The sequence below is a fragment of the Hymenobacter coalescens genome (assembly GCF_054783195.1).
In genome coordinates, this window is record NZ_BAAGRA010000014.1 from 183,466 (window position 1) to 202,192 (window position 18,727).

Annotated in this window: 14 protein-coding genes; 2 read left to right on the forward strand and 12 right to left on the reverse strand. The window is 66.8% G+C overall.

What is annotated here, in order from left to right; all coding sequences use genetic code 11:
- Positions 1-147: 147 nt before the first annotated feature.
- Entirely contained in the window at positions 148-2,280 is a 2,133-nt protein-coding gene (locus ACYVKQ_RS09960; protein WP_460578007.1) for a TonB-dependent receptor family protein, read from the forward strand.
- A gap of 153 nt (positions 2,281-2,433) precedes the next feature.
- Here the strand turns inward: ACYVKQ_RS09960 and ACYVKQ_RS09965 are convergent, their stop codons facing one another.
- The 7 genes from ACYVKQ_RS09965 to ACYVKQ_RS09995 form a co-directional block, all read right to left on the reverse strand.
- Positions 2,434-3,210 (reverse strand): phosphatase PAP2 family protein, encoded by a 777-nt coding sequence (locus ACYVKQ_RS09965; protein ID WP_460578008.1) that lies wholly within the window; start codon positions 3,208-3,210, stop codon positions 2,434-2,436.
- 111 nt (positions 3,211-3,321) lie between these two features.
- A complete protein-coding gene (locus ACYVKQ_RS09970) occupies positions 3,322-4,137 on the reverse strand; it encodes a universal stress protein (RefSeq protein ID WP_460578009.1) in 816 nt (271 codons plus the stop codon).
- Positions 4,138-4,272: 135 nt separating this feature from the next.
- Positions 4,273-4,953 (reverse strand): MIP/aquaporin family protein, encoded by a 681-nt coding sequence (locus ACYVKQ_RS09975; RefSeq protein ID WP_460578010.1) that lies wholly within the window; start codon positions 4,951-4,953, stop codon positions 4,273-4,275.
- A complete protein-coding gene (locus ACYVKQ_RS09980) occupies positions 4,943-5,458 on the reverse strand; it encodes a GNAT family N-acetyltransferase (protein ID WP_460578011.1) in 516 nt (171 codons plus the stop codon). The genes ACYVKQ_RS09975 and ACYVKQ_RS09980 overlap by 11 nt, the downstream gene beginning before the upstream one ends.
- Positions 5,459-5,668: 210 nt before the next feature.
- Positions 5,669-5,944 carry a hypothetical protein gene (locus ACYVKQ_RS09985; RefSeq protein WP_460578012.1) on the reverse strand — a complete coding sequence of 92 codons (276 nt, stop codon included), beginning with the start codon at positions 5,942-5,944 and terminating at the stop codon, positions 5,669-5,671.
- A gap of 103 nt (positions 5,945-6,047) precedes the next feature.
- Positions 6,048-6,299, reverse strand: a complete 252-nt coding sequence (locus ACYVKQ_RS09990; protein ID WP_460578013.1) for a hypothetical protein — start codon at positions 6,297-6,299, stop codon at positions 6,048-6,050.
- A 45-nt stretch (positions 6,300-6,344) separates the two neighbouring features.
- The gene (locus tag ACYVKQ_RS09995) at positions 6,345-6,527 is read right to left on the reverse strand and encodes a hypothetical protein (protein WP_460578014.1); all 183 of its coding nucleotides are present in this window, start codon (positions 6,525-6,527) and stop codon (positions 6,345-6,347) included.
- 143 nt (positions 6,528-6,670) lie between these two features.
- On the opposite strand from ACYVKQ_RS09995, the gene ACYVKQ_RS10000 reads away from it, so the two are divergent.
- Positions 6,671-6,964 carry a GNAT family N-acetyltransferase gene (locus ACYVKQ_RS10000; protein WP_460578015.1) on the forward strand — a complete coding sequence of 98 codons (294 nt, stop codon included), beginning with the start codon at positions 6,671-6,673 and terminating at the stop codon, positions 6,962-6,964.
- Positions 6,965-7,148: 184 nt separating this feature from the next.
- On the opposite strand, the gene ACYVKQ_RS10005 is transcribed toward ACYVKQ_RS10000, so the two are convergent.
- From ACYVKQ_RS10005 to ACYVKQ_RS10025, 5 genes are all read right to left on the reverse strand, one after another.
- Positions 7,149-10,844, reverse strand: a complete 3,696-nt coding sequence (locus tag ACYVKQ_RS10005; protein ID WP_460578016.1) for an alpha-amylase domain-containing protein — start codon at positions 10,842-10,844, stop codon at positions 7,149-7,151.
- 290 nt (positions 10,845-11,134) lie between these two features.
- A complete protein-coding gene (locus tag ACYVKQ_RS10010) occupies positions 11,135-13,447 on the reverse strand; it encodes an endonuclease (protein WP_460578017.1) in 2,313 nt (770 codons plus the stop codon).
- 149 nt (positions 13,448-13,596) lie between these two features.
- Positions 13,597-14,313, reverse strand: a complete 717-nt coding sequence (locus ACYVKQ_RS10015) for a hypothetical protein (RefSeq protein WP_460578018.1) — start codon at positions 14,311-14,313, stop codon at positions 13,597-13,599.
- 174 nt (positions 14,314-14,487) lie between these two features.
- The gene (locus tag ACYVKQ_RS10020; protein WP_460675465.1) at positions 14,488-14,985 is read right to left on the reverse strand and encodes a fasciclin domain-containing protein; all 498 of its coding nucleotides are present in this window, start codon (positions 14,983-14,985) and stop codon (positions 14,488-14,490) included.
- A gap of 468 nt (positions 14,986-15,453) precedes the next feature.
- A complete protein-coding gene (locus tag ACYVKQ_RS10025) occupies positions 15,454-18,726 on the reverse strand; it encodes an efflux RND transporter permease subunit (protein WP_460578019.1) in 3,273 nt (1,090 codons plus the stop codon).
- Position 18,727 lies beyond the last annotated feature (1 nt).

Consider the following 18,727-nt stretch of genomic DNA (forward strand, 5'->3'; position numbering starts at 1 on the left):
GTAAAATGCAGAGGCAGCATCTGCTCTGCTTCCTGCTGGAGAGTGCTCGGCTCGTAACCAAGGAGCATGCTTTGAAAATGCCCCGCCCAACCCCGGGTGGGGCTTTCGCGTTGGCGGGTACGTGTTGTTCTTCGAGTTGATTGTTGCATGTCCGACCGCGCCGCGCTGCCCTTTTTCTTGCTCCTGATATTGCCCGGGGGGCTGCGCGCGCAGTCCGCCGCGCCGCCCGATACCACCCGGCCGGTGGCCCTGCCCGAGGCCACCGTGGTGGGCTACGGCCAGCGCCTGCCGCTGCGCCGCACCGCCGCCGCCGTGGGCGTGGTGGACGCCGCCGTGATTGGGCGCTTCAACGAGGCCTCCCTGGCGCAGGCCGTCAACACCCTGCCCGGCGTGCGGCTGGAGGAGCGGGCCACGGCCAGCTACCGCCTGAGCGTGCGCGGCAGCACGCTTCGCTCGCCCTTCGGGGTGCGCAACGTGAAAGTGTACTACCACGACATCCCGTTTACCGAAGCCAGCGGCAGCACCCCGCTCAACCTGCTCGACCCGGCGCTGCTCGGGCGCATCGAAGTTATTAAGGGGCCGGCGGGCAGCGTATACGGGGCCGGCACGGGCGGCGCGGTGCTGCTCAGCAACCGGCGGCCCGCACCCGGCACCACGCGGGCCGAGGTGGGCTTTGCCGCCGGCTCGTTCGGGCTACGGCGCTTCTCCGCTACGGCCGAAACGGCCGGCAGCGCGGGTGGCCTGCTACGCGTCCAGTACGTGCGCCAGGAGCTGGACGGCTACCGTCAGCAAAGTGCCCAGCGGCGCGACGTGCTGGCCCTCGATGGCGAAGTGGCCGCCTCCGAGCGGCAGACGCTGGCGCTGCACCTGCTGTACACCGATCTGCGCTACGAGCTGCCCGGCGGCCTCACGCGGGCCCAGTACGCGCAAAACCCGCGGCAGGCCCGGCCCGGCACGGCCGCCGCACCCGGCACCGTGGCCCAGCGCACCTTCTACGCCTCGCGCACGGCCCTGCTCGGCGCCACCCACGAGGTCCGCTTCAGCCCGCAGATCAGCCTCAAAACCACGCTGTACGGCACTGGCAGCGTCATTCGCACGCCCTACCTCATCGATTTTGAGCGCAATACCCAGGTGGGTGGTGGCGGACGCAGCAGCCTGAACTACCGCATCCTGCTAATGGGCCGCCCGCTGCGCCTGACGGCCGGCGCCGAGCTGCAGACGGCCTTCGAAAACGCCCGCAACTACCAGAACCTAGCCGGCACGCCCGGCCCGCTGCGCTACGACGACGAAATCCGCACGCTCACCGGCTTCGGCTTCGCGCAGGCCGACTGGGAGCTGCCCTACGGCTTCATTGCCACGGCCGGTGCTAGCTACAACCGCCTGCGCTACCGCATCCGCCGCCTGCAGGACGCGCTGAACACGCCCGCGCAGCCCTACAACGTGACGCGCGACTTCCGGCCGGAGGTGTCGCCGCGGCTGGCTTTGCTCAAGGAGCTGACGCCGCTGATTTCTGCCTATGCCAGCGTGAGCCAGGGCTTTTCGCCGCCCACTGAGGAGGAAATCCGGCCCTCGGACGGTTCGCTCAACCAGGCCCTGCAGGCCGAGCGCGGCACCAGCCTGGAGGTGGGCACCCGCGGCACCCTGCTCGGCCAGCGGCTGAAGTTCGACGTGGCGGCCTACGACTTTAGCCTGCGCAACACCATCGTGGTGCGCTCCAACGAGCAGGGCACCCAGCTGTTTTCCAACGCCGGTACCACCCGGCAGCGCGGCGTGGAAGCAGCCCTGAGCGGCTGGCTGTGGCGGCCCCGCCCAAGCAGCGGCCCAACCCTGCCGCCGTCCGAACCCCTGTCGCCGGCCGGTCTGCACGGCTTTGTCAGCTACGCCTACAACCACTACCGCTTCGGGCGCTACGAGTCGGGCGGCAACGACTTCAGCGGCAAGCGCCTGACGGGCACCGCCCCGCACACGCTGACCGCCGGATTCGACTTCGCGGAGCGTCGGGGTTTCTACCTGAAACCCACCACCAGCCACCAGGCCCGGCTGCCGCTCAACGATGCCAACACCGAATACGCCGCCGGCTACTGGACCTTTGCGGCCCGCGCGGGCTGGCGACGCACCTTGTTTGAACGGCTGGAAACCGAGCTGTACGCCGGCGTCGAAAACGCCACCGACCGCCGCTACTCCCTGGGCAACGACCTGAACGCCTTTGGCGGCCGCTATTTTCAGCCGGCGCCGGGGCGTAACTATTACGGCGGCGCCACGCTGGGCTGGCGCTGGTGACGCCCGGTGGTGTGACGACTCTAAAAGTCGTGGCACCACTTCATTTACCCCGCGCCTTGGACCAGGATAGGACAGTACCAGCCGGCTTAAAATAAGTGGTGCCACGGCTCAGAGCCGTGGCACCACGCCAGTCAAATTCTTGACCCCGGCCGCTTATGGCCGCCACACCATGGTCAGGCCGGTGGCGCCGGGGTAGAGCATGGGCATCACGCTGTACTTGCCGGGCAGCGGCTTGCGGCCCCAGCGGTTGCGGTGGGTGAGGTAGCCCAGGTGCGCCGAGAGAATGCCCACGCCGGCGCCGGCCAGCACGTCGGACTGCCAGTGCCGGTCGTTGAGCATGCGCAGGGCGCCCACACTGGTGGCAATGGCGTAGGCCCCGACGCCGTACCACTGGCTTTTGTCGCGGAACTCGGTGTGCACGATGCTGGCGGCCAGAAAGGCCTGGGCCGTGTGGCCCGAGGGAAAAGAGTTGCGCGTGCTCCCGTCGGGGCGCAGGATCTTGGTGGTGTTCTTCACCGCGTAGGTCATCACGCCGTAAATGGCCTCCGATTTTACAATCACCAGCAGGGTGTTGATTCGGTCATTGCGGCCTTCCACGCCGGCCAGCTCCACCAGCGCCAGCTCGGCGTACGGCGCGAAAATCAGGTAGTCGTCGATCTTGGTATGGAAGTTCGGGAACTGCCGGCGGATGTCACGGCGCGCGTCGTAGCTGCTGTAGAGCCCGTTGCCGTTGATGGTGCTGGCCCCGTAGCCGATGAGCAGCGCCGGCACGGCCACGGCCCGCACCAGCTTGCCCCGGTACCAGGGCTTTTTCTCGGGCGCGGGCACGCCGCCGGGGTTTTCGTATTTCTTAATCGTATCCGGCGGGGCGGCAGCGGGAAAAGCCTGCGGAATCTGGGCCTGGGCAACTCCGGCGGTCAGCCAGAGCATGAGCAAGAAGGAGGGGAAAAGGCGCATAACAGCCGGCGTACGCCGGAATGCCGGACCACGTTTGAGGCAGCCGGGGTAGTGATTGACTGGAACTTGAGGTAAAGCTACGGCTCAATCGGCGTGTTCGGGCAGCACCAACACCGGCACCTGCGCCGCGTGTACCACGGCGGCCGTCACGCTGCGGTGAAACAGCCGCCCCAGCAGGCTGCGCCGCCGCGCCACCAGCACCAGCAGATCGGCGGGCAGTTGCTGCGCCGCCTGAGCAATACCGCGGGCCACGTCGGCCTGCACCAGCCCGCGCGCCTCGGCCGGTCCGAAGCCCGCCGTGAGGCCGGCCAACTGAGCGTTGGCGAAGGCGCGGGCCGGATCGGCGTGGGCTGGGTCGTCGGCCACGAAGGCCACGGTGAGGGCAGCCAGCCCCAGCAGGGGCTGCAGCGCCGCGGTGCTGGGGGTGCTCGGCAGCGGTTGGTCATCGACGGCCAGCAGGGCCCGCTGCGGCGGCACGGCGCCGGCGGCTTGGTCGGGCACCACCAGCAGCGGGCAGGGGAGGTGCCGCAGCAGCCCCAGGGCAGTGGTATGCGCCAACTCCTCGGGCTCCTCGCTCAGGTCGGGGCGCCCGACCACCACCACCGACACGTCGCGCTGGCGCACGGCCGCGCTTACTTCGGCCGCTACCTCGCCGCTGGTGACAGCCGCACTGGCGGGCAGGTCGGCCGGCAGCGTGAGCAGGCGCTGCCGCAGCAAGGCGTACGCGTCTTCGTCGGTTTCCACCACCGAAGAGGCGGTCAGAGCATTGGAGCTGAGCAGCGAGGGGCGTACGTGCAACAGCACCAGATGTGCGCCGCCGGCAGCAGCCAGCGCGGCCGTGTACTGCAGGGCATGGTCGGCGGCGGGGGAGAAATCAGTCAGGACAAGCAGGGTGAGCATGGCCGGGAGTGAGGCTGCGGAGGCGCCGACGGTGGCGCGCGTCCGGGGCCGTAGTTTACGGCTTGCGCGTGAAATGGCGGCGGCCTGTCGGATTTTTGTCGGGCGCTAGGTCTGCCCGCCGTGCATGCCGAACGGCTAGCTGGGCTCGGCCGGGGGGCGCAGGGCCCGGGCCAGCGGCACGGCCAGCAGCGCCCCGAGCACCGGCGCCGCTAGGTACAGCCAAAGGTGTTGCAACTGCCCACTCACCAGCGCGGGGCCCAGCGAACGGGCCGGGTTCATGGACGCGCCGCATACCGGGCCGGCCACCAGGGCTTCCAGCATCACCACGGCCCCCACCACCAGTCCCGCCGTGATGCCCTTCTCGCGCGCCCCCGATGAAACGCGCAGCACCACCAGCATCAGCAGCAGCGTAAGCACCGTTTCCAGCACGAACGACTGCAGCAGCGGTCCGGAAGGCAAAGTGCCCCCCAGCGTGGCGGCGGCCGGAAATAGCCCCCGCAGCAGCAAGCTGCCCCCTACGGCACCCGCACACTGCGCCGCAGCGTACGCGGGTACCAAGTGCCACCCGAAGCGCCCCGCCGCCGCGAAGGCCAACGACACGGCCGGGTTCAGGTGCGCCCCGGATACCTCGCCAAATGCGTAGATGAGGGCCAGCACCACCAGGCCCCAGGCGCCAGCAACGCCGGCGTGCCCCAGCGCTCCGCCGTAGAGCTGGTTCACCACCACGGCTCCCGTGCCGAAAAAGACCAGAAACCCGGTGCCCAACAGCTCCGCCAGCAGTAGCCTGGGCCAGGCCGGCCAGCCGTTAGCGGCCATGCAGCGTCGCCTCAGCCCCGACCACGGCGCTGCGGCGCTCCAGCAACAGCGTATCGCGCCACCGGTCGCCCATCCGCCCGATTCGCTCGCGGCGACCTACCAGCCGAAAACCCGCCGCCTCGTGGAGCCGCACGCTGGCCTCGTTTTCCGGAAAAATGCCGGCTTGCAGCGTCCACATGCCGTGTTGCTCAGATGAAGTCACCAGGGCCTGCAGCAGCTGCCGGCCCACGCCCTGGCCGCGGGCCGCCGCCGCCACGTACACGCTCACCTCCGCCACGCCTCCGTACACGCAGCGCCCCGACACGGGCGACAGCGCCGCCCAGCCCCGCACCTGGCCAGAGGCATCATCCAAGGCCACGAAGCGGCTGTGCGCCAGGTGGTCCTGGTCCCACGTCGGCCAGTCGGGGGCTGCCGTGGCGAACGTGGCGTTGCCGGTGGCAATGCCGGCTTCGTAGATGGCGCGGGCTTCGGGCCAGTGCACTTCGGAGAGGGGGCGGATAGCCATGTACGGAGCGCCTCAGTCGCGGAGACCGGCGCGGTTAGCGTGATGAACAGCGCGAATATACACGCCCGGGCGTGGCAGACTGATGGCCACGGGTCGGCAACTCCTAAGACTAGCCCAAGCGGTAGCCTCCCCACGCAAAAGGCCGCCCGGCCGCGGCTTCCAGCAGGTGCTGGAAGCCGCGGCCGGGCGGCGTAATCGTCTCGCTGTGGGCTAGCGGGTGCGGTTGGTCGGGTCGAAGCCCGCGGTGTCGTCGCTGAGCGTGGGCGGGCGCGGCGTCTCGGTGTCGTCGCTGCCGTCGGAGTAGATCCTGTCGGCGGTGTTGCGAGCCATAATCTGCCCGTGGGTTTCCCGGTTGAGCATGCCTGTGCTGCCACCCTCGGTGTTGTTGTTTTCTTCGGCGGGCGTGGGGCGGTCCGCTGTGTCGGGGCGCTGCGCCGGTTGCTTGTTGGAGTTATCGGATTGCGGAGGCTGAGGTGTCGATGCCATGGTTGCGGATGTAAATGAAACGTAAAGTAGTGTACGCAAAGCTGGCTGGCAGGACCACGCATGCACGCCCCGCGCCGGGGCGTGCATGCGGCGCTCAACGAGCTTATTCGCCGCGGGCGTTGCGGTTTTCCTCGCCGGGCACGCGCTCTTCGTTGCCGAGGTGCTGCGAGGCGGGTTGGTTCAGGCCCGACGTCAGATCGGAAGTGTCCGCGTCCGGGGCAGGTTGGTCGAGGATCTGCCCGTAGGTTTCGCGGTCCAGCATGGATTGCGAAGTGCCTTCGGAAGCCTCCGTCGCTGCAGATGTAGACTGCGGCCGTTGCGAATCGGCAGCCTTCTCAGGTTGGTTGGAACTCATCGGAGTAAGGGAAGGATGGTGTGAAAGGCCAGCCGTCTGAGCTGCCTAATCTACCGGGTAGAGGCTCTTGCTGGCCGGGTCCATGTGCTCCCAGTAGCGCACGCGTACGGTGGCGGCCGGCCGACTCGTCGCTGGCAGAGCTGCCGTCGGCGTAGCGGAATTGGTGACGGTACTGATAGCGGTCGGGCGGGTCAGGGAGGACTCGGCGGTGGTAGTGGGTGGGTTCATAAAAGGGGAGTGAGAAACACAGCGGTGGGACGCCGGCGCTTGTGCTTATACGCAACAGCCGGCTGAACGGACGAAGCCCGCGCACCGTACTCGTGAAGGCGGGTGCGCCTTGTGCCGCCCCTCCCACCGTTTTCATTCTGGCCATGCACATCGAGCACCAATCCGAAGACCAGACCTTTTACCTCACCAGCCACGGCTACGAAGGCGAGCTGTCGTACAGCCGCCCGCAGGCTGATTTAGTTGACATCCAGCATACTTACGTCGACGAGGGGCTGCGCGGCAAAGGCGCCGGCGAAGCCCTGGCCAAAGAGGCCTTGAACTGGGCCCGGCAGCAGAAGCTGCGCGTACGGGCCAGCTGCCCCTTCGTGGCCAAGTTCGTGCAGCAACACGCCGAATACCAGGACCTGCTCGAAACGGCCGGCCGCCCCGCGCAGTAGTTGCCACCCGGCAGGCACCAGCCGGGTGGGCTCCTGGGATGTGTGTACCCAGCGGCGCGGCGCAGAATAAGCGCCCTGGGCCTGCTTGAGTGGGCCGGCTCCGGCGCCCAAAAAAGAGGTGGCTTTTCGGCCGATCATCAGACCAGCCGAAAAGCCACCCGAAGGGTAGTGCACAGGGCCGCGACTACTGCTTCAGTACTTTCAGCTGCCGCAGGTGGCCGTCGAGGTCCACGGTGAGCACGTAGAGGCCGGGCGCGGCGCGGCGCAGCGCGGTGCTGAGCTGCTGCTGGGCGGCGGCGGCCGGCATGGTTTCCGAGCTGCGGTAAATGTCGCGGCCCGTGGCCGAGCGCAAGGCCAGGCGCACCGGGGCGTGCTCGGGCAGGCCCGTCAGGTGCACCTCGCCGGTGGTCGGGTTCGGGAAGAGCGCCAGGGCGGCGTCGGCCGCAGCCACGTACTGCACATCGGAATAAGTGGCCGTGCCGTCGCTGTCCACCTGCCGCAAGCGGTAGTAAGCGGCCACCGGGGCTTCGGCATCAGCGAAGACGTAGGCCTGGGCCCGGGTAGTGGTGCCGTGCCCGCTCACCACGCCCACCCGCCCGAAGCGGTGGCCGTCGGTCGATTTCTCCACCTCGAAGCGGTCATTGTTTTTCTCCTGGGCCGTGGCCCAGCGCAGCTGCACCGTGCGCGGCCCGCGCCGCTCGGCCCGGAAGCCCAGCAGCGACACGGGCAGCACGGCGCCACCCGTGCCCACCCCGAACGAGGAGAAGCTATTCACACCAGCGGCCGTGGCCGTAAACGGTCCGGTGCCGCTCACGGCGGCCGTGCTGCTCCACGAGCCCCAGCTCACGCCGTTGTACTGAAGCACGGTGGCCCGGCTGCGGTCAAAGCTGGCGCTTTCGTCGGCGGCGTTCCACTGCAGCGTGAGCGTGCCCGTCAGCGGGCCGCTGGGCGTCACTTGCCAGGTGCGGCCCACGAAGGCGGCCGCCTGGGCGTGCGGAGCGCCGCTGGTGCCGTTTTGCAGCGTGCCGCCGAACACGCGCACCGCCACGTCGGCTGCAGTGCTGCCCGTGTTCTGCAGGGTGAGCGGGGTGTAGCTGGCCGCGGTGCCCACCGGGTACAGCAGGGTGGCGCCGGCGGCGGCCGGGCGCAGCAGCGCGCCCCCGGTCGGGGCGTCGTTGGTCACCACGTAGCGCGCCGCGTCGGTGCCGGCCAGCGTGGCCGTGGCGGTCAGCGTCAGCGACTGGTTGTCGAGCAGCAGGCGGCCGGTGGTGAAAGCCAGCGTGCCCGTCACGATGGCGGAGCTGAGCAGGCGCACGTCGGCCGCGTTGTTGATGGTCAGGTGGTTGAAGCTCAGCGTGCCGGGGCCTTCCAGCGTTTGGCGGCTGCTGCCGGCCAGCTCCACGGTGCCAGCCGCCGCCAGGGTGCCCGCGTTGCTGAGGTTGCCGCTCAGGCGCAGCGTGGCCCCGGCGGCCACGGCCAAGGTGGCCCCGGCTTCCACGGTGAGGTGGCGGGCTTGCAGGGAGCCAGTGCCCAAGGCCGGCATCACCATGCTGCCGGCCGGAATACGCACGTCCACGCTGGCCGAGGGCAGCAAACCGCCTTCCCAATTGCGGCAATTGGTCGGGTCGGCCGTCAGGTCGTTGCCCGACCACACGGCCACAGCCGGCGCGGCCGGGGTGGCGCGCGCGTCCAGGGAAGCCGGAGCCACGTAGCTGGCCTTCACGAAGCAGCGCTGCCCGGTGTAGGTGGCGGCCGCGTTGCGCACTTTGAGCGTGAGCCAGCCGGTGGCGGCCGGCGTGTAGCTGCCGATGAGGGCGGCCGCGCCATCGGCCGCGTGCAGGCGCAGGCCCTGGGCGTCGTGCAGGCTCAGCGTAAGTTGGCGGCCGGTGTTGGGCAACTCGGGGTACAGCTCGTAGTTCACGGCCTGCCCGCTCCGCACGAAGATCTTGCCCACCACGCGCGTGTTGGTGGAGTAGTCGGGCAGGCGGCCGCCCTGGCCCAGGCTCTGGCAGTTTCGGTCGCCCAGGTCGTCGGCCATTTCCCACTCCTGCTCGGTGCGCACGCTGCGCGGTGGAGCGTAGGCGGCCCCCAGGTTTTCGGGGCCCCACACCGAGTAGCCGCGGCGGCCCTGGGCGGCCGAGCCGTTGCAGGGCGGGGTGTTGATGTTCACGTAGCGTTTGCCGTCGCCGCCCGTAAACACGGTCTTCACGTCGTTGCCGTTGGCGCCGGAGTAGTCCTTGAGGCGGGTGCCGGCCGCAAAATCCGTTTCCACGGTGTGGTTCTGCCACTGGTCCCAGCTGTCGTTGATGCCCACGAGGGCCCGGGCGCTGCGCTCGATGACCAGGTGGTCCTGGGCTTGCCAGCGCACCCGGTAGGCGCCGTCCTTGAAGCGCAGGTTCTGGTGGCACCAGATCAGGTTTTCCAGGTCGGGGCGCACCGGCAGGTCGGTGGCGGAGGTGGGCAGGTGGCTGAAGCGCTTGCCCGTGCCGCCCACGTTGAAGAGGTCCTCGAAGAAGATTTGCGGGGCGCCGTCCACGGCCAGGGCCACGGCGTAAGCGGCCGAGAGGCGCGGCTCAAACGGGTCGATGTGCGGGGCCAGCTCCGAGCCGGTGTTCCAGCCGGTGTAGGTGCCGGTGGCGCTCAGCTGCGGCCGGAAGGTGTCGTGGTTGTTCACGAAGGGCACCGTGCGGTGCACGTACACGGCCGAGGTTCCGCTGCCGTATTGGGCCACGCGGCGGTCTTGCTGGCGGCTGGGCAGGCTGCCCACATCGAAGTTGCCGCTGCCCGTCACTAGCCCGTACAGCCCCTCGCGCAGGCCAAAATCGAAGGTGCCCAGCATGAACTCCGAACCGCCGTTGCGGGCGTTTACGTCGTTCACGTAGCCGTCCAGCTCGGCCTTGCCGCCCACGTATTCGCCTACGTTGAACATGGCCTGGCCGCCGTTGGCCCAGCCGTTCAGGTACTTCAGGTTGTAGCTCCAGTCCTGCTGGGCGGCGTAGCTGAAGTGCTTCACGGCATCCCAGCGGAAGCCGTCCACGCCGGTTTGCTTTTTAAGCCACAGCAGCCAGCTGCGGGCTTCGTTGCGGGAGTAGTCGTTGGATTGGGCGGGGTTGTAGGCGGCGGGGTACTGGGCGAGTACGGCGCTGCTCAGCCCGCCGTAGCCGTTGCCGGCTCCGTCGTCGCCGTAGCAGAAGTCGGGCCCGAACATGGGTTCGGCCAGGGCGCCCGAGGTGCTGTTGTGGCCGAAGTGGGGATGAAAGTTGGCGTAGTTTTTTGGCCAGCGCCCCCGGCGGGTCAGGTACTCCGCCGCAATGCTGCTCTCGTGGGCCGCCGCCGGGCTGGGCTCGGTTTCGGGGGCGGGCGTGGCGTAGCTGGCGTAGCGGAAGCTCTTGTAACCGGCGTTGCTCTGCGTGGAGTAGGGGTCGGGGTCGTAGCCGCCGTAGCCGTTGGTGCCGCCCGCCCCGTCGGCGTGGTTGAGCACCACATCTTGCACCACCTCAATGCCGTTGGCGTGGAGCACCGCAATCATGCGCAGCAGCTCGTCTTTGGTGCCCACGCGGGTGGTGGTAGCGCCCTTCTGGTACTTGTCGCCGAGGTCGTAGTGGTCGAAGGGCGAGTAGCCCACGTTGCTGATGGCATCCTTGTTTTTGGAGACGGGCGGAATCCACACCGCGTCGATGCCCATGGCCTTGAGGCGCGGCGCCAAGTCAGCCAGGTAGTTGGCCCAGCCGGCGGGGTAGTTGGTGTTCCAATAGTCCCACCAGAAAGCCTGGAGCACTATTTTTTTGTCGGTTTGCTGGGCCCGGCCCGACAAGCCCGGCAACAGCAGCAGCAGCAACAGCAGCCAGCCACGGCCGCAACGAGCGTAAGATTTCAGCATAGGTGGTCAGTGGGGTGGGAAAACGGGGTAGTCCGCGGCGCAGCGGGCGTTGCGGGGTGGCCAAGTTACGATGCTGCAGTCGGGCTTGCAAACGCGGTATAGTCTTGCTGGTCAAGTGTTAAGCGGGGTTAATATTGCGCCGTTTGTTTGCTGGTTCGCGCGCGTTGCCTACCCGGTGCGGAGCTGGCGCGCATGCCCCGCCCCGGCCCTGCTTTCGGCGCAAAAAAAGCCTCCCCGGCACTACCGGGGAGGCTTTTCGAACAAATGGCCGAGCAACGCCGAAGCGGGGGCTACCGCTGTACGGCCACGCGGGCACTGTATTGCACGCCGTCCACCGTGACGCGCACGGTGTAAAGGCCGGCCGGCAGCACCGGCAAGGTCAGCGCCGCCGCTTCTGCACCGTTGAGGGTGCGCTGCGTGCGCAGCACCTGCCGGCCCAGGCCGTCGTAGAGGCCGATGCTGGCGGCGCGGCGGCCGCTCAGGCCGGGCAGGCGCAGGTACAGGGCGTCGGCGGCGGGGTTCGGAAACACCTGAATGCCAGTGCCCAACGCGGCAGCCTTCGCCGTGCCCGTAACGGTGCAGGCGGTGCTGGTGTGGCGGCCCAGGTCCGCAAAGGCATCCACCCCGGCGGCCTGCCAGCCCGCAGCGGCAGTGGTCCAGTTGGTGCTGCCACCGCCCACCGTCGCGAGGCGGCGCAGGGTGTTGTTGAGGGTGGTGCCGCCGGCTACGGGCCAGCTAAGCTGCTGCCCGATCACGCCGATGATGTCCAGCGTGTCGGTGCCGTTGAAGAGGGCCATGGCGTCGTCGCCGTTGAAGTCAACCACTGTGCTGGTAGCGTTGGCCAGGGCCAGCACCGCCGCTACCGAACCCGGCGTGGCTACCACGTAAGTGCCGCCCGGGGCGATGGTGCCGCTCAGGCTGTAGGGCGCCTGGGGCGTGCGGCTGCCGTTGGCGAAGCGCAGCAAGCGGTAGCCGGTCAGGTCCACCGGGCTAGCCGAAGGGTTGTAGATTTCCACGGCGCGGGTGGCCCCGCTCGATTCTACGTACTCGGAGAAGAACAGCTCGTCGCAGCCGCCGCTGCCGGGGGCCGGGGCGTCATCGTTGGCGATGGTGTGGGTGTACGTGCGGTTGACGGCCAGCACCACTGACGCATCCGAGGGCGTGCCCAGCACGAGGCGAACCGTTTCGTTCGGCTCTACCTGGGTGTCGCCGTTGACTTCCAGTGAGAAAGAAGCCGTCTGGGCGGCCGCGTTTTGGAAAGTCACGCTGCCCACGGGAATGTTGTAGTCGCCGGGGCTGCTGGCGGTGCTGGCGGGGTCCACCGTCACGGGCACGGTGAGGGGGAAGGCGACGCCCGTCGTCACGCCCGAGAGCGAAACGATGATGGTGTGGTTGGTCAGGCCGCTGTTGCCTTCGGGGCTGCTGGCACCCGTCGTGAAGAACTGCACCTGGGCGGGGTTGCCGTCGTCGTTGCGGATGGTCAGGTCGTGGGTGTTCGGCGAGCCAACGGAGAGACCGGCCGAGGTGGTCTGCAGCACCAGGCGCACGGTTTCATCGGCTTCCGGCTGCGTGTCGCCGTTGATGGTCACCGCCACGGTCTGCGAAGTCTGGCCCGCCGCGAAGGTTACCGTCTGCGGGCTGAAGGTGTAGTCGGCAGGCGAAGTGGCCGTGGAGCTGGCCGTGTTCAAGCCCACTTGCACCGTCACGGCGGCGGTGGGCGCGGGGCTGACGGTCAGCGTCGCGGTGTAGGTGGTCGTACCGCTGTTGCCTTCCGCGGCGCTGCCCGTAGCGGCAGCAAAGGAAACCGTCGGGCCGGCCGGCGCAAAGCCCCAGGCGCGGGCCACCAGCGAGGGGTCCACGATGTAGGGGTTGAAGTTGCCCTGAGCCTTGGCGGCGCGGCGGTTCCGCTCCCGCTCGCGGGCGTCTACCGGGTCGGCCAGGTGCCACTGGTAGAGCGTTGGCAGGTCGGCCAGGGCGGTAATCACGTTTTTGCCCGGGTCGAACGTCTCGTTGGCGTGCATGGTATAGAAGTAGAACGCCGTGCGGGCCAGGTTGCCCTTGTGGTCTTCGCGGGGCTCAAACATGCTGTTCGTGTCCTCGCTCCATTCCGCGATGTTGGTCGTCGGAATAGTGCTTTGGCTGACGGTGCCGCGCATCCAGGTTTGCGTCTGCGCGTCGGGCAACTCGCCGAACGGGTCGCTGCCCCGGTTGGAGTTCCACTGCGTGTAGGTAGGGTACAGGTGGTGGATGTCGGAGCGCATGCGGCTTACCTCGTTGAACCACGACTGCGGAATGCTATGCTCGCAGTTGATGAGGCCCACGTTGGCGGTGCTCACGCTGGTCGAGTCGAGGGTTTTGGGCACCGAATAGCCGGAGTACACGCAGGTCAACTGGTTGTTGAACACGTCCACGTAGTTGTACATTTTGCCGCGGGCGTCGCTGTAGCCCAGGTCCACGCGCAGGCCGTCGTACCAGTTTTGGCGCAGCCAGTCCCGCAGGGCCACTCCCTGGAGGTTGGAAGGAGCAGCCGGCGGCAGCACCTGAGCCGTGGCCGAAGCCAGACCCAGCCCAGCCGCCAGCAGTGCGGCGAAGAAGTGTTTCATGCGGTAAGCGGGAGAAAAAAAGGGAAGAAAAACGTCGGCAAAAGTGCGCAAATCATTTAGTTAGCGAACCATGTGGGTACAAAAAAAGCGGCGGGCCACGATGATGTTTTCGTGACCCGCCGCGGCGGAATGGCTGCTGGCCGGGAGAATTACATTTCCGACTTCGCTTTCATCTTATCCTTCTTGGCCTTCATTTTGGTTTCTTTACCCGGCTTCATGCGGCGGCCTACGCGCATGTCGTCGGCCGAACCGGTGCTCATGGTGCCCGTCGACGAGTCCGTGGTGCCCATTGGGGCCGTAGTGGTGCCGGTGGAGCTGGGCGTGGTCGTCATCGTGCCCGTGCTGTTGTTCATCGAGCCCGAGGTGCCGCTACCGCTCATGGTGCCCGAGGAGTTCATGCTCGGATCGGTGGTCGTGCCGGTGGGGGTGGTGGTCGGAGTGGTCGTGGCGGGCGTGGTGCTCATCGTGCCGGTCGAGCTCGGGGTGCTCATGGTACCGGTCGAGCTTGGGGTGGTCGTGCCCGTGCCCGACGAGGAGTTCATGCTCCCCGACGTGTTGCCGGAGTTGTCCATGGTGCCCGAGGAATTCATCATCGAGCCGCCGGTGGAGCTACCCGACGAATTCATCGAGCCGTCCATGGTCGAGCCGTTCATGGGCTTGACCTTCGACTTCATTTTGTCGCCGGCTTCGGTTTTACCCTTCATCTTGGTATTGCCGTTGTCGTCGTTTTTGGTCTTGGTCTTGGTGCCGTCCATGTCTTTCGACTTGGTTTTCTCTCCGTCGCTCGAGGTCTTGGTTGTTTGGGCTTCGGCTACGGTACACAGGGCCAGCGTCAGGGCTAGGGCGGAAATGGTTTTTTTCAACATGGCGAGTCAGGGTTGGGAGTGTGGAAAGGAACGGTAATCGGGCTGTATACGCAGCCAAAGCTATAAGGGTAACGGCCGTGGTTTCGGCGCGCCCGCCGCCGCCGCACGGCGGGCACAAAAAAGCCCTCCCCGGCGCACCGGGAAGGGCTTTGGGCACGACGCCGCGCGGCGCGGTTAGCGGCCCGGCATCAGCACGGTATCCACCACGTGGGTGACGCCGTTGCTCGATACCACGTTGGGAATCGAGACGGTAGCCATGCCGCCTTTGCTGTCGCGCAGCATCACGGCGCCGCCTTTCTTCATTACGGTCAGCTTTTCGCCTTGCACGGTGGTCAGCGTCTGGCCATCGGCCAGGTCGGCGGCCAGGTAGCGGCCGGGCACCACGTGGTAGGTCAGTACGGTGGTGAGGGTTTGCTTATTTTCAGGCTTCACCAGCGTTTCCACGGTGCCGGCGGGCAGCTTGTTGAAGGCCGCGTTGGTGGGCGCAAACACGGTAAACGGGCCGGCGCCCTGCAGCGTCGGTACCAGATCGGCGGCTTTCACGGCCGTCACCAGCGTCGTGTGGTCGGCCGACCCCAGCGCGTTGGCCACGATGTCCTTGTCGGGCGTCATCATGGCGCCGCCCACCATCACGCCGGCCGAAGAGCCCGCCATGCTGCCTGAACTGCTCATGCTGCCGCCGGTGGAAGAGCCGTTCATGGCCTTCTTTTCCTTCATTTTCATCTTGTCTTCCTTGGTCTTGGTTTTGGTCTGGGCCAGCGAGGTCGTCGACAAACCAGTACTCACGACCAGCAGGAGGGCTGCCGCGGAAAAAACGTGCTTCAACATGGGTTTAGGGATTTGGTGTGGTTGGAATTGTGGTGGATCTACGGCGTTGCGCGGCAGTCGGATCGGGCTTCCGCTATATATCGCAGCAAAAGCTGCTGTACGCGACCCAGAGCGGGAGAAAAGCCGGCGAGCTTGCGCGCAGGGCGTGGGCCGCTACGCCTGATTGCCAAGCCCGCAAAAAATCAGCCCCCAGGGCTTGGCGCCGGATGGCAACAACGGCCCACGCAAGCCCACTGGCGCGGCCGCGCGGCTATGCCGAGAATCACCCTTTCCTAAAGACCATCCTGCGGCGAGAAAGCACCGGTGCACCGCTCAGGCGCGGCCCACCGGGTTCAGATCCGAAGGCGGCGTGAGCGGCGCCGCATCTAGCTCCTGCGGGTGGTCGTCCAGGCCCGTTTCCCGGTGCGCGGCAAAGTACTGAGCAAGGGCTTTTTCGCCCACCAGCCAGAACACCACCGGCGTCACGATGATATCGAGGAAGGTAGAGGAGAGCAGGCCGCCCAGAATCACGGTGGCCACCGGGTACAGAATTTCCTTGCCTGGCGCGTCCTTGGCCAGCGTGAGCGGCACCAGCGCCAGGGCGGCCACCAGCGCCGTCATGAGCACCGGCACCAGGCGCTCCAGGGAGCCGCGAATGATCATGTCCTTGCCGAACGTCTCGCCCTCGTGCTCCACGAGGTGGATGTAGTGCGAAATCATCATGATGCCGTTGCGCGAGGCAATGCCGGTGAGGGTGATGAAGCCTACCATGGAGGCAATGCTGAACGTGCCCCCGGTGAGCAGCACCGCCACCACCGAGCCGATGAGGGCCAGCGGGATGTTGAGCATGATCTGGCCCACCATGTAGCTGGACTTGAAGTGCGAGAACAGCACCAGGAAAATGCCGGCCAAGGAGAACAGGCTCAGCCAGAGAATCTTTTGCGAGGCCGACTGCTGGCTCTCGAACTGCCCGCCGTAAGTCAGGTAGTAGCCCGGCGGCAGCTTCACCTGCTGGCTTACTTTCTGCTGAATTTCCTTCACCGTAGAGCCCAGGTCGCGCTCGGCCACGTTCAGCGAGATGGTGATGCGCCGCTGGGTGTTTTCGTGGTTGATGGTGTTGGGCCCCGGCTCGTAGCTGATGTCGGCTACCTGGCTGACGGGAATCAGGGCCCCGCTGGGCGTTTCGATGCGGGTCTGGCTGATGGCCGTGATGTCGTTGCGCTGGGTTTCAGGCAGCTTCACCACTAGGTCGAAGCGCTTCTGGCCGTCGAGCATCTGCGACACCACCGCGCCCTGAAACAGCGTTTCCAGGTCGCGCACCACTTCGCCGCGCGCCATGCCGTAGGCGCGCAGGGCCTCGTCGCGGGGCCGGATGAGCAGCTGCGGAATCTGCACCTGCTTTTCCACCTGCAAATCCACCACGCCCGGCACGGTGCTGGCCACCGCCCGAATGTCGTTGGCGTAGCGGCGCAGCTCCAGCAAATCGTTGCCGAATACCTTGATGGCCACCTGCGCCCGCACGCCCGAGAGGAGGTGGTCGAGGCGGTGCGAAATGGGCTGGCCGATGTTCACGTTCACGCCCGTAATCAGGCTCAGCCGCTGGCGCATGTCGGCCAGGATTTCGTCGCGGCTGCGCATGGTTTTGCCCTCTTTTTCCAGCTCCTCTTCGGTCTTAAAGGCCACCTCGATTTCCGAGTTGTTGACCGATTCGGCGTGCTCATCCAGCTCGGCGCGGCCGGTGCGGCGGGCGGTGTAGGCCACTTCCGGAATCCGCAGCATCTGCTGCTCGCCCAAAGTGCCCAGCTTGTTCGACTCAGCCAGCGAAGTGCCCGCCGGCGCCGAGAAGTTCACCGTGAGCGAGCCTTCGTTGAAGGGCGGCAGAAACTCGGTACCGAAAAACGGCACCATGGCCGCGGCCATCACAAACAGCAGCCCGGTGGTGGTCAGCACCAGCTTGGGGTGCGTGAGGCCCCAGTGCAGCAGGCGCGTGTCTTTGCGCTTGAGCCAGCGCACCAGCGGTCCGTCGGTTTCGGGGTGGTCCATCTGCTTCATGCGCGGCAGCAGGTAGTAGCACAGCACCGGCGTGACCGTGAGCGAGACAAAGAGCGAAGCCACGATGCTGGTGATGTAAGCAATGCCCAGCGGCGCGAAAATGCGGCCTTCCATGCCCTCCAGCGCAAACAGCGGCAGAAACACCAGCACCACGATAATGGTGGCATATACGATGGAATTGCGCACCTCCGACGACGCGGCGTACACTACCTGCAGCACCGGCTGCGGCCTGGCCTTTTGCTTGTTTTCGCGCAGGCGCCGGTACACGTTTTCTACGTCCACGATGGCGTCGTCCACCAGCTCGCCGATGGCAATAGCCAGCCCGCCCAACGTCATGGTGTTGATGCTGATGCCCACAAAGCGAAACACCAGCGCCGTGACTAGCAGCGAGAGGGGAATGGCCACCAGCGAAATAAAGGTGGTGCGAACGTTCAGCAGGAAGGCAAACAGCACGATAACCACCAGAATGGCCCCGTCGCGCAGGGCCTCTTCCACGTTGGTGATGGACGAGTTGATGAACTCTGACTGCTTGAACAGGCGCGTGTTTACCTGCACATCCTTCGGCAACGAAGGCTTCAGCTCCACCAGGGCTTTTTCCACCGCTTCGGTCAGCCCTACCGTAGCCGCGCCCGGTTGCTTCTCGATGCTTAGAATCACGGCCGGGCGGCCGTTTACGCTACCGTCGCCGCGCTTGAAGCGCGCCCCGAACTCCACCTTGGCCACGTCGGCCACCCGCACGAGCGACTGGTCGCGGTAGCCCACGATGATATTCTCGATGTCCGCGACCGAGCGCAGCCGGCCCAGGTTGCGGATGAGCACCTCGGAGCCGTTGCGGTCGATAAAGTTGCCGGTGGTGTTAAGGTTGGAGCGGCGCAGGGCGTCTTCCACCTGATTCACGGTGATGCCCGTGGCGTTGAGCCGGGGCATGTCCAGCAGCACCTGGTACTGCAGGTTGTCGCCGCCGATGGGAATCACCTGGGCCACGCCCGGAATGGAGAGCAGACGCTGCCGCACCGTATAGTTGGCCAGGGTGCGCAGGTCGGCGGCGTTGGTTTTTGGGTTGTCAGCTGAAGCAGCCGCGCCGGCCCCCTGGCTTTTAACGCCAACCTTCTCATCCACCGACAGCCCAACCAGCATGATCTGGCCCATCACCGAGGAAATGGGCCCTAGCACCGGCGTGATGCCCTCCGGCAGCTGCTCGCCGGTGGTTTGCAGCTTCTCGCTCACAATCTGGCGGGCCGTGAAAATGTCGGTGCCGTAGTCGAACTCCACGAACACCATGCCCAGGCCGATGGCCGAGTTGGAACGCACCGCCGACACGCCGGTGGCGCCGTTCAGGGCCGTTTCTACCGGCAAAGTCACCAGGGCTTCCACTTCTTCCGGGGCCATGCCCGGCGCTTCCAGAAACACGGTCACGCGGGGGCGGTCCAGGTCGGGCAGCACATCCACCGGCAGCTGGCGCGAGGTGTAGGTGCCCGCAATGACCAGCCCCAGGGCAAAGGCCAGCATCAGCAGGCGGTTCTGCAGCGCAAAGCGAATGATCTTGTCGAGCATG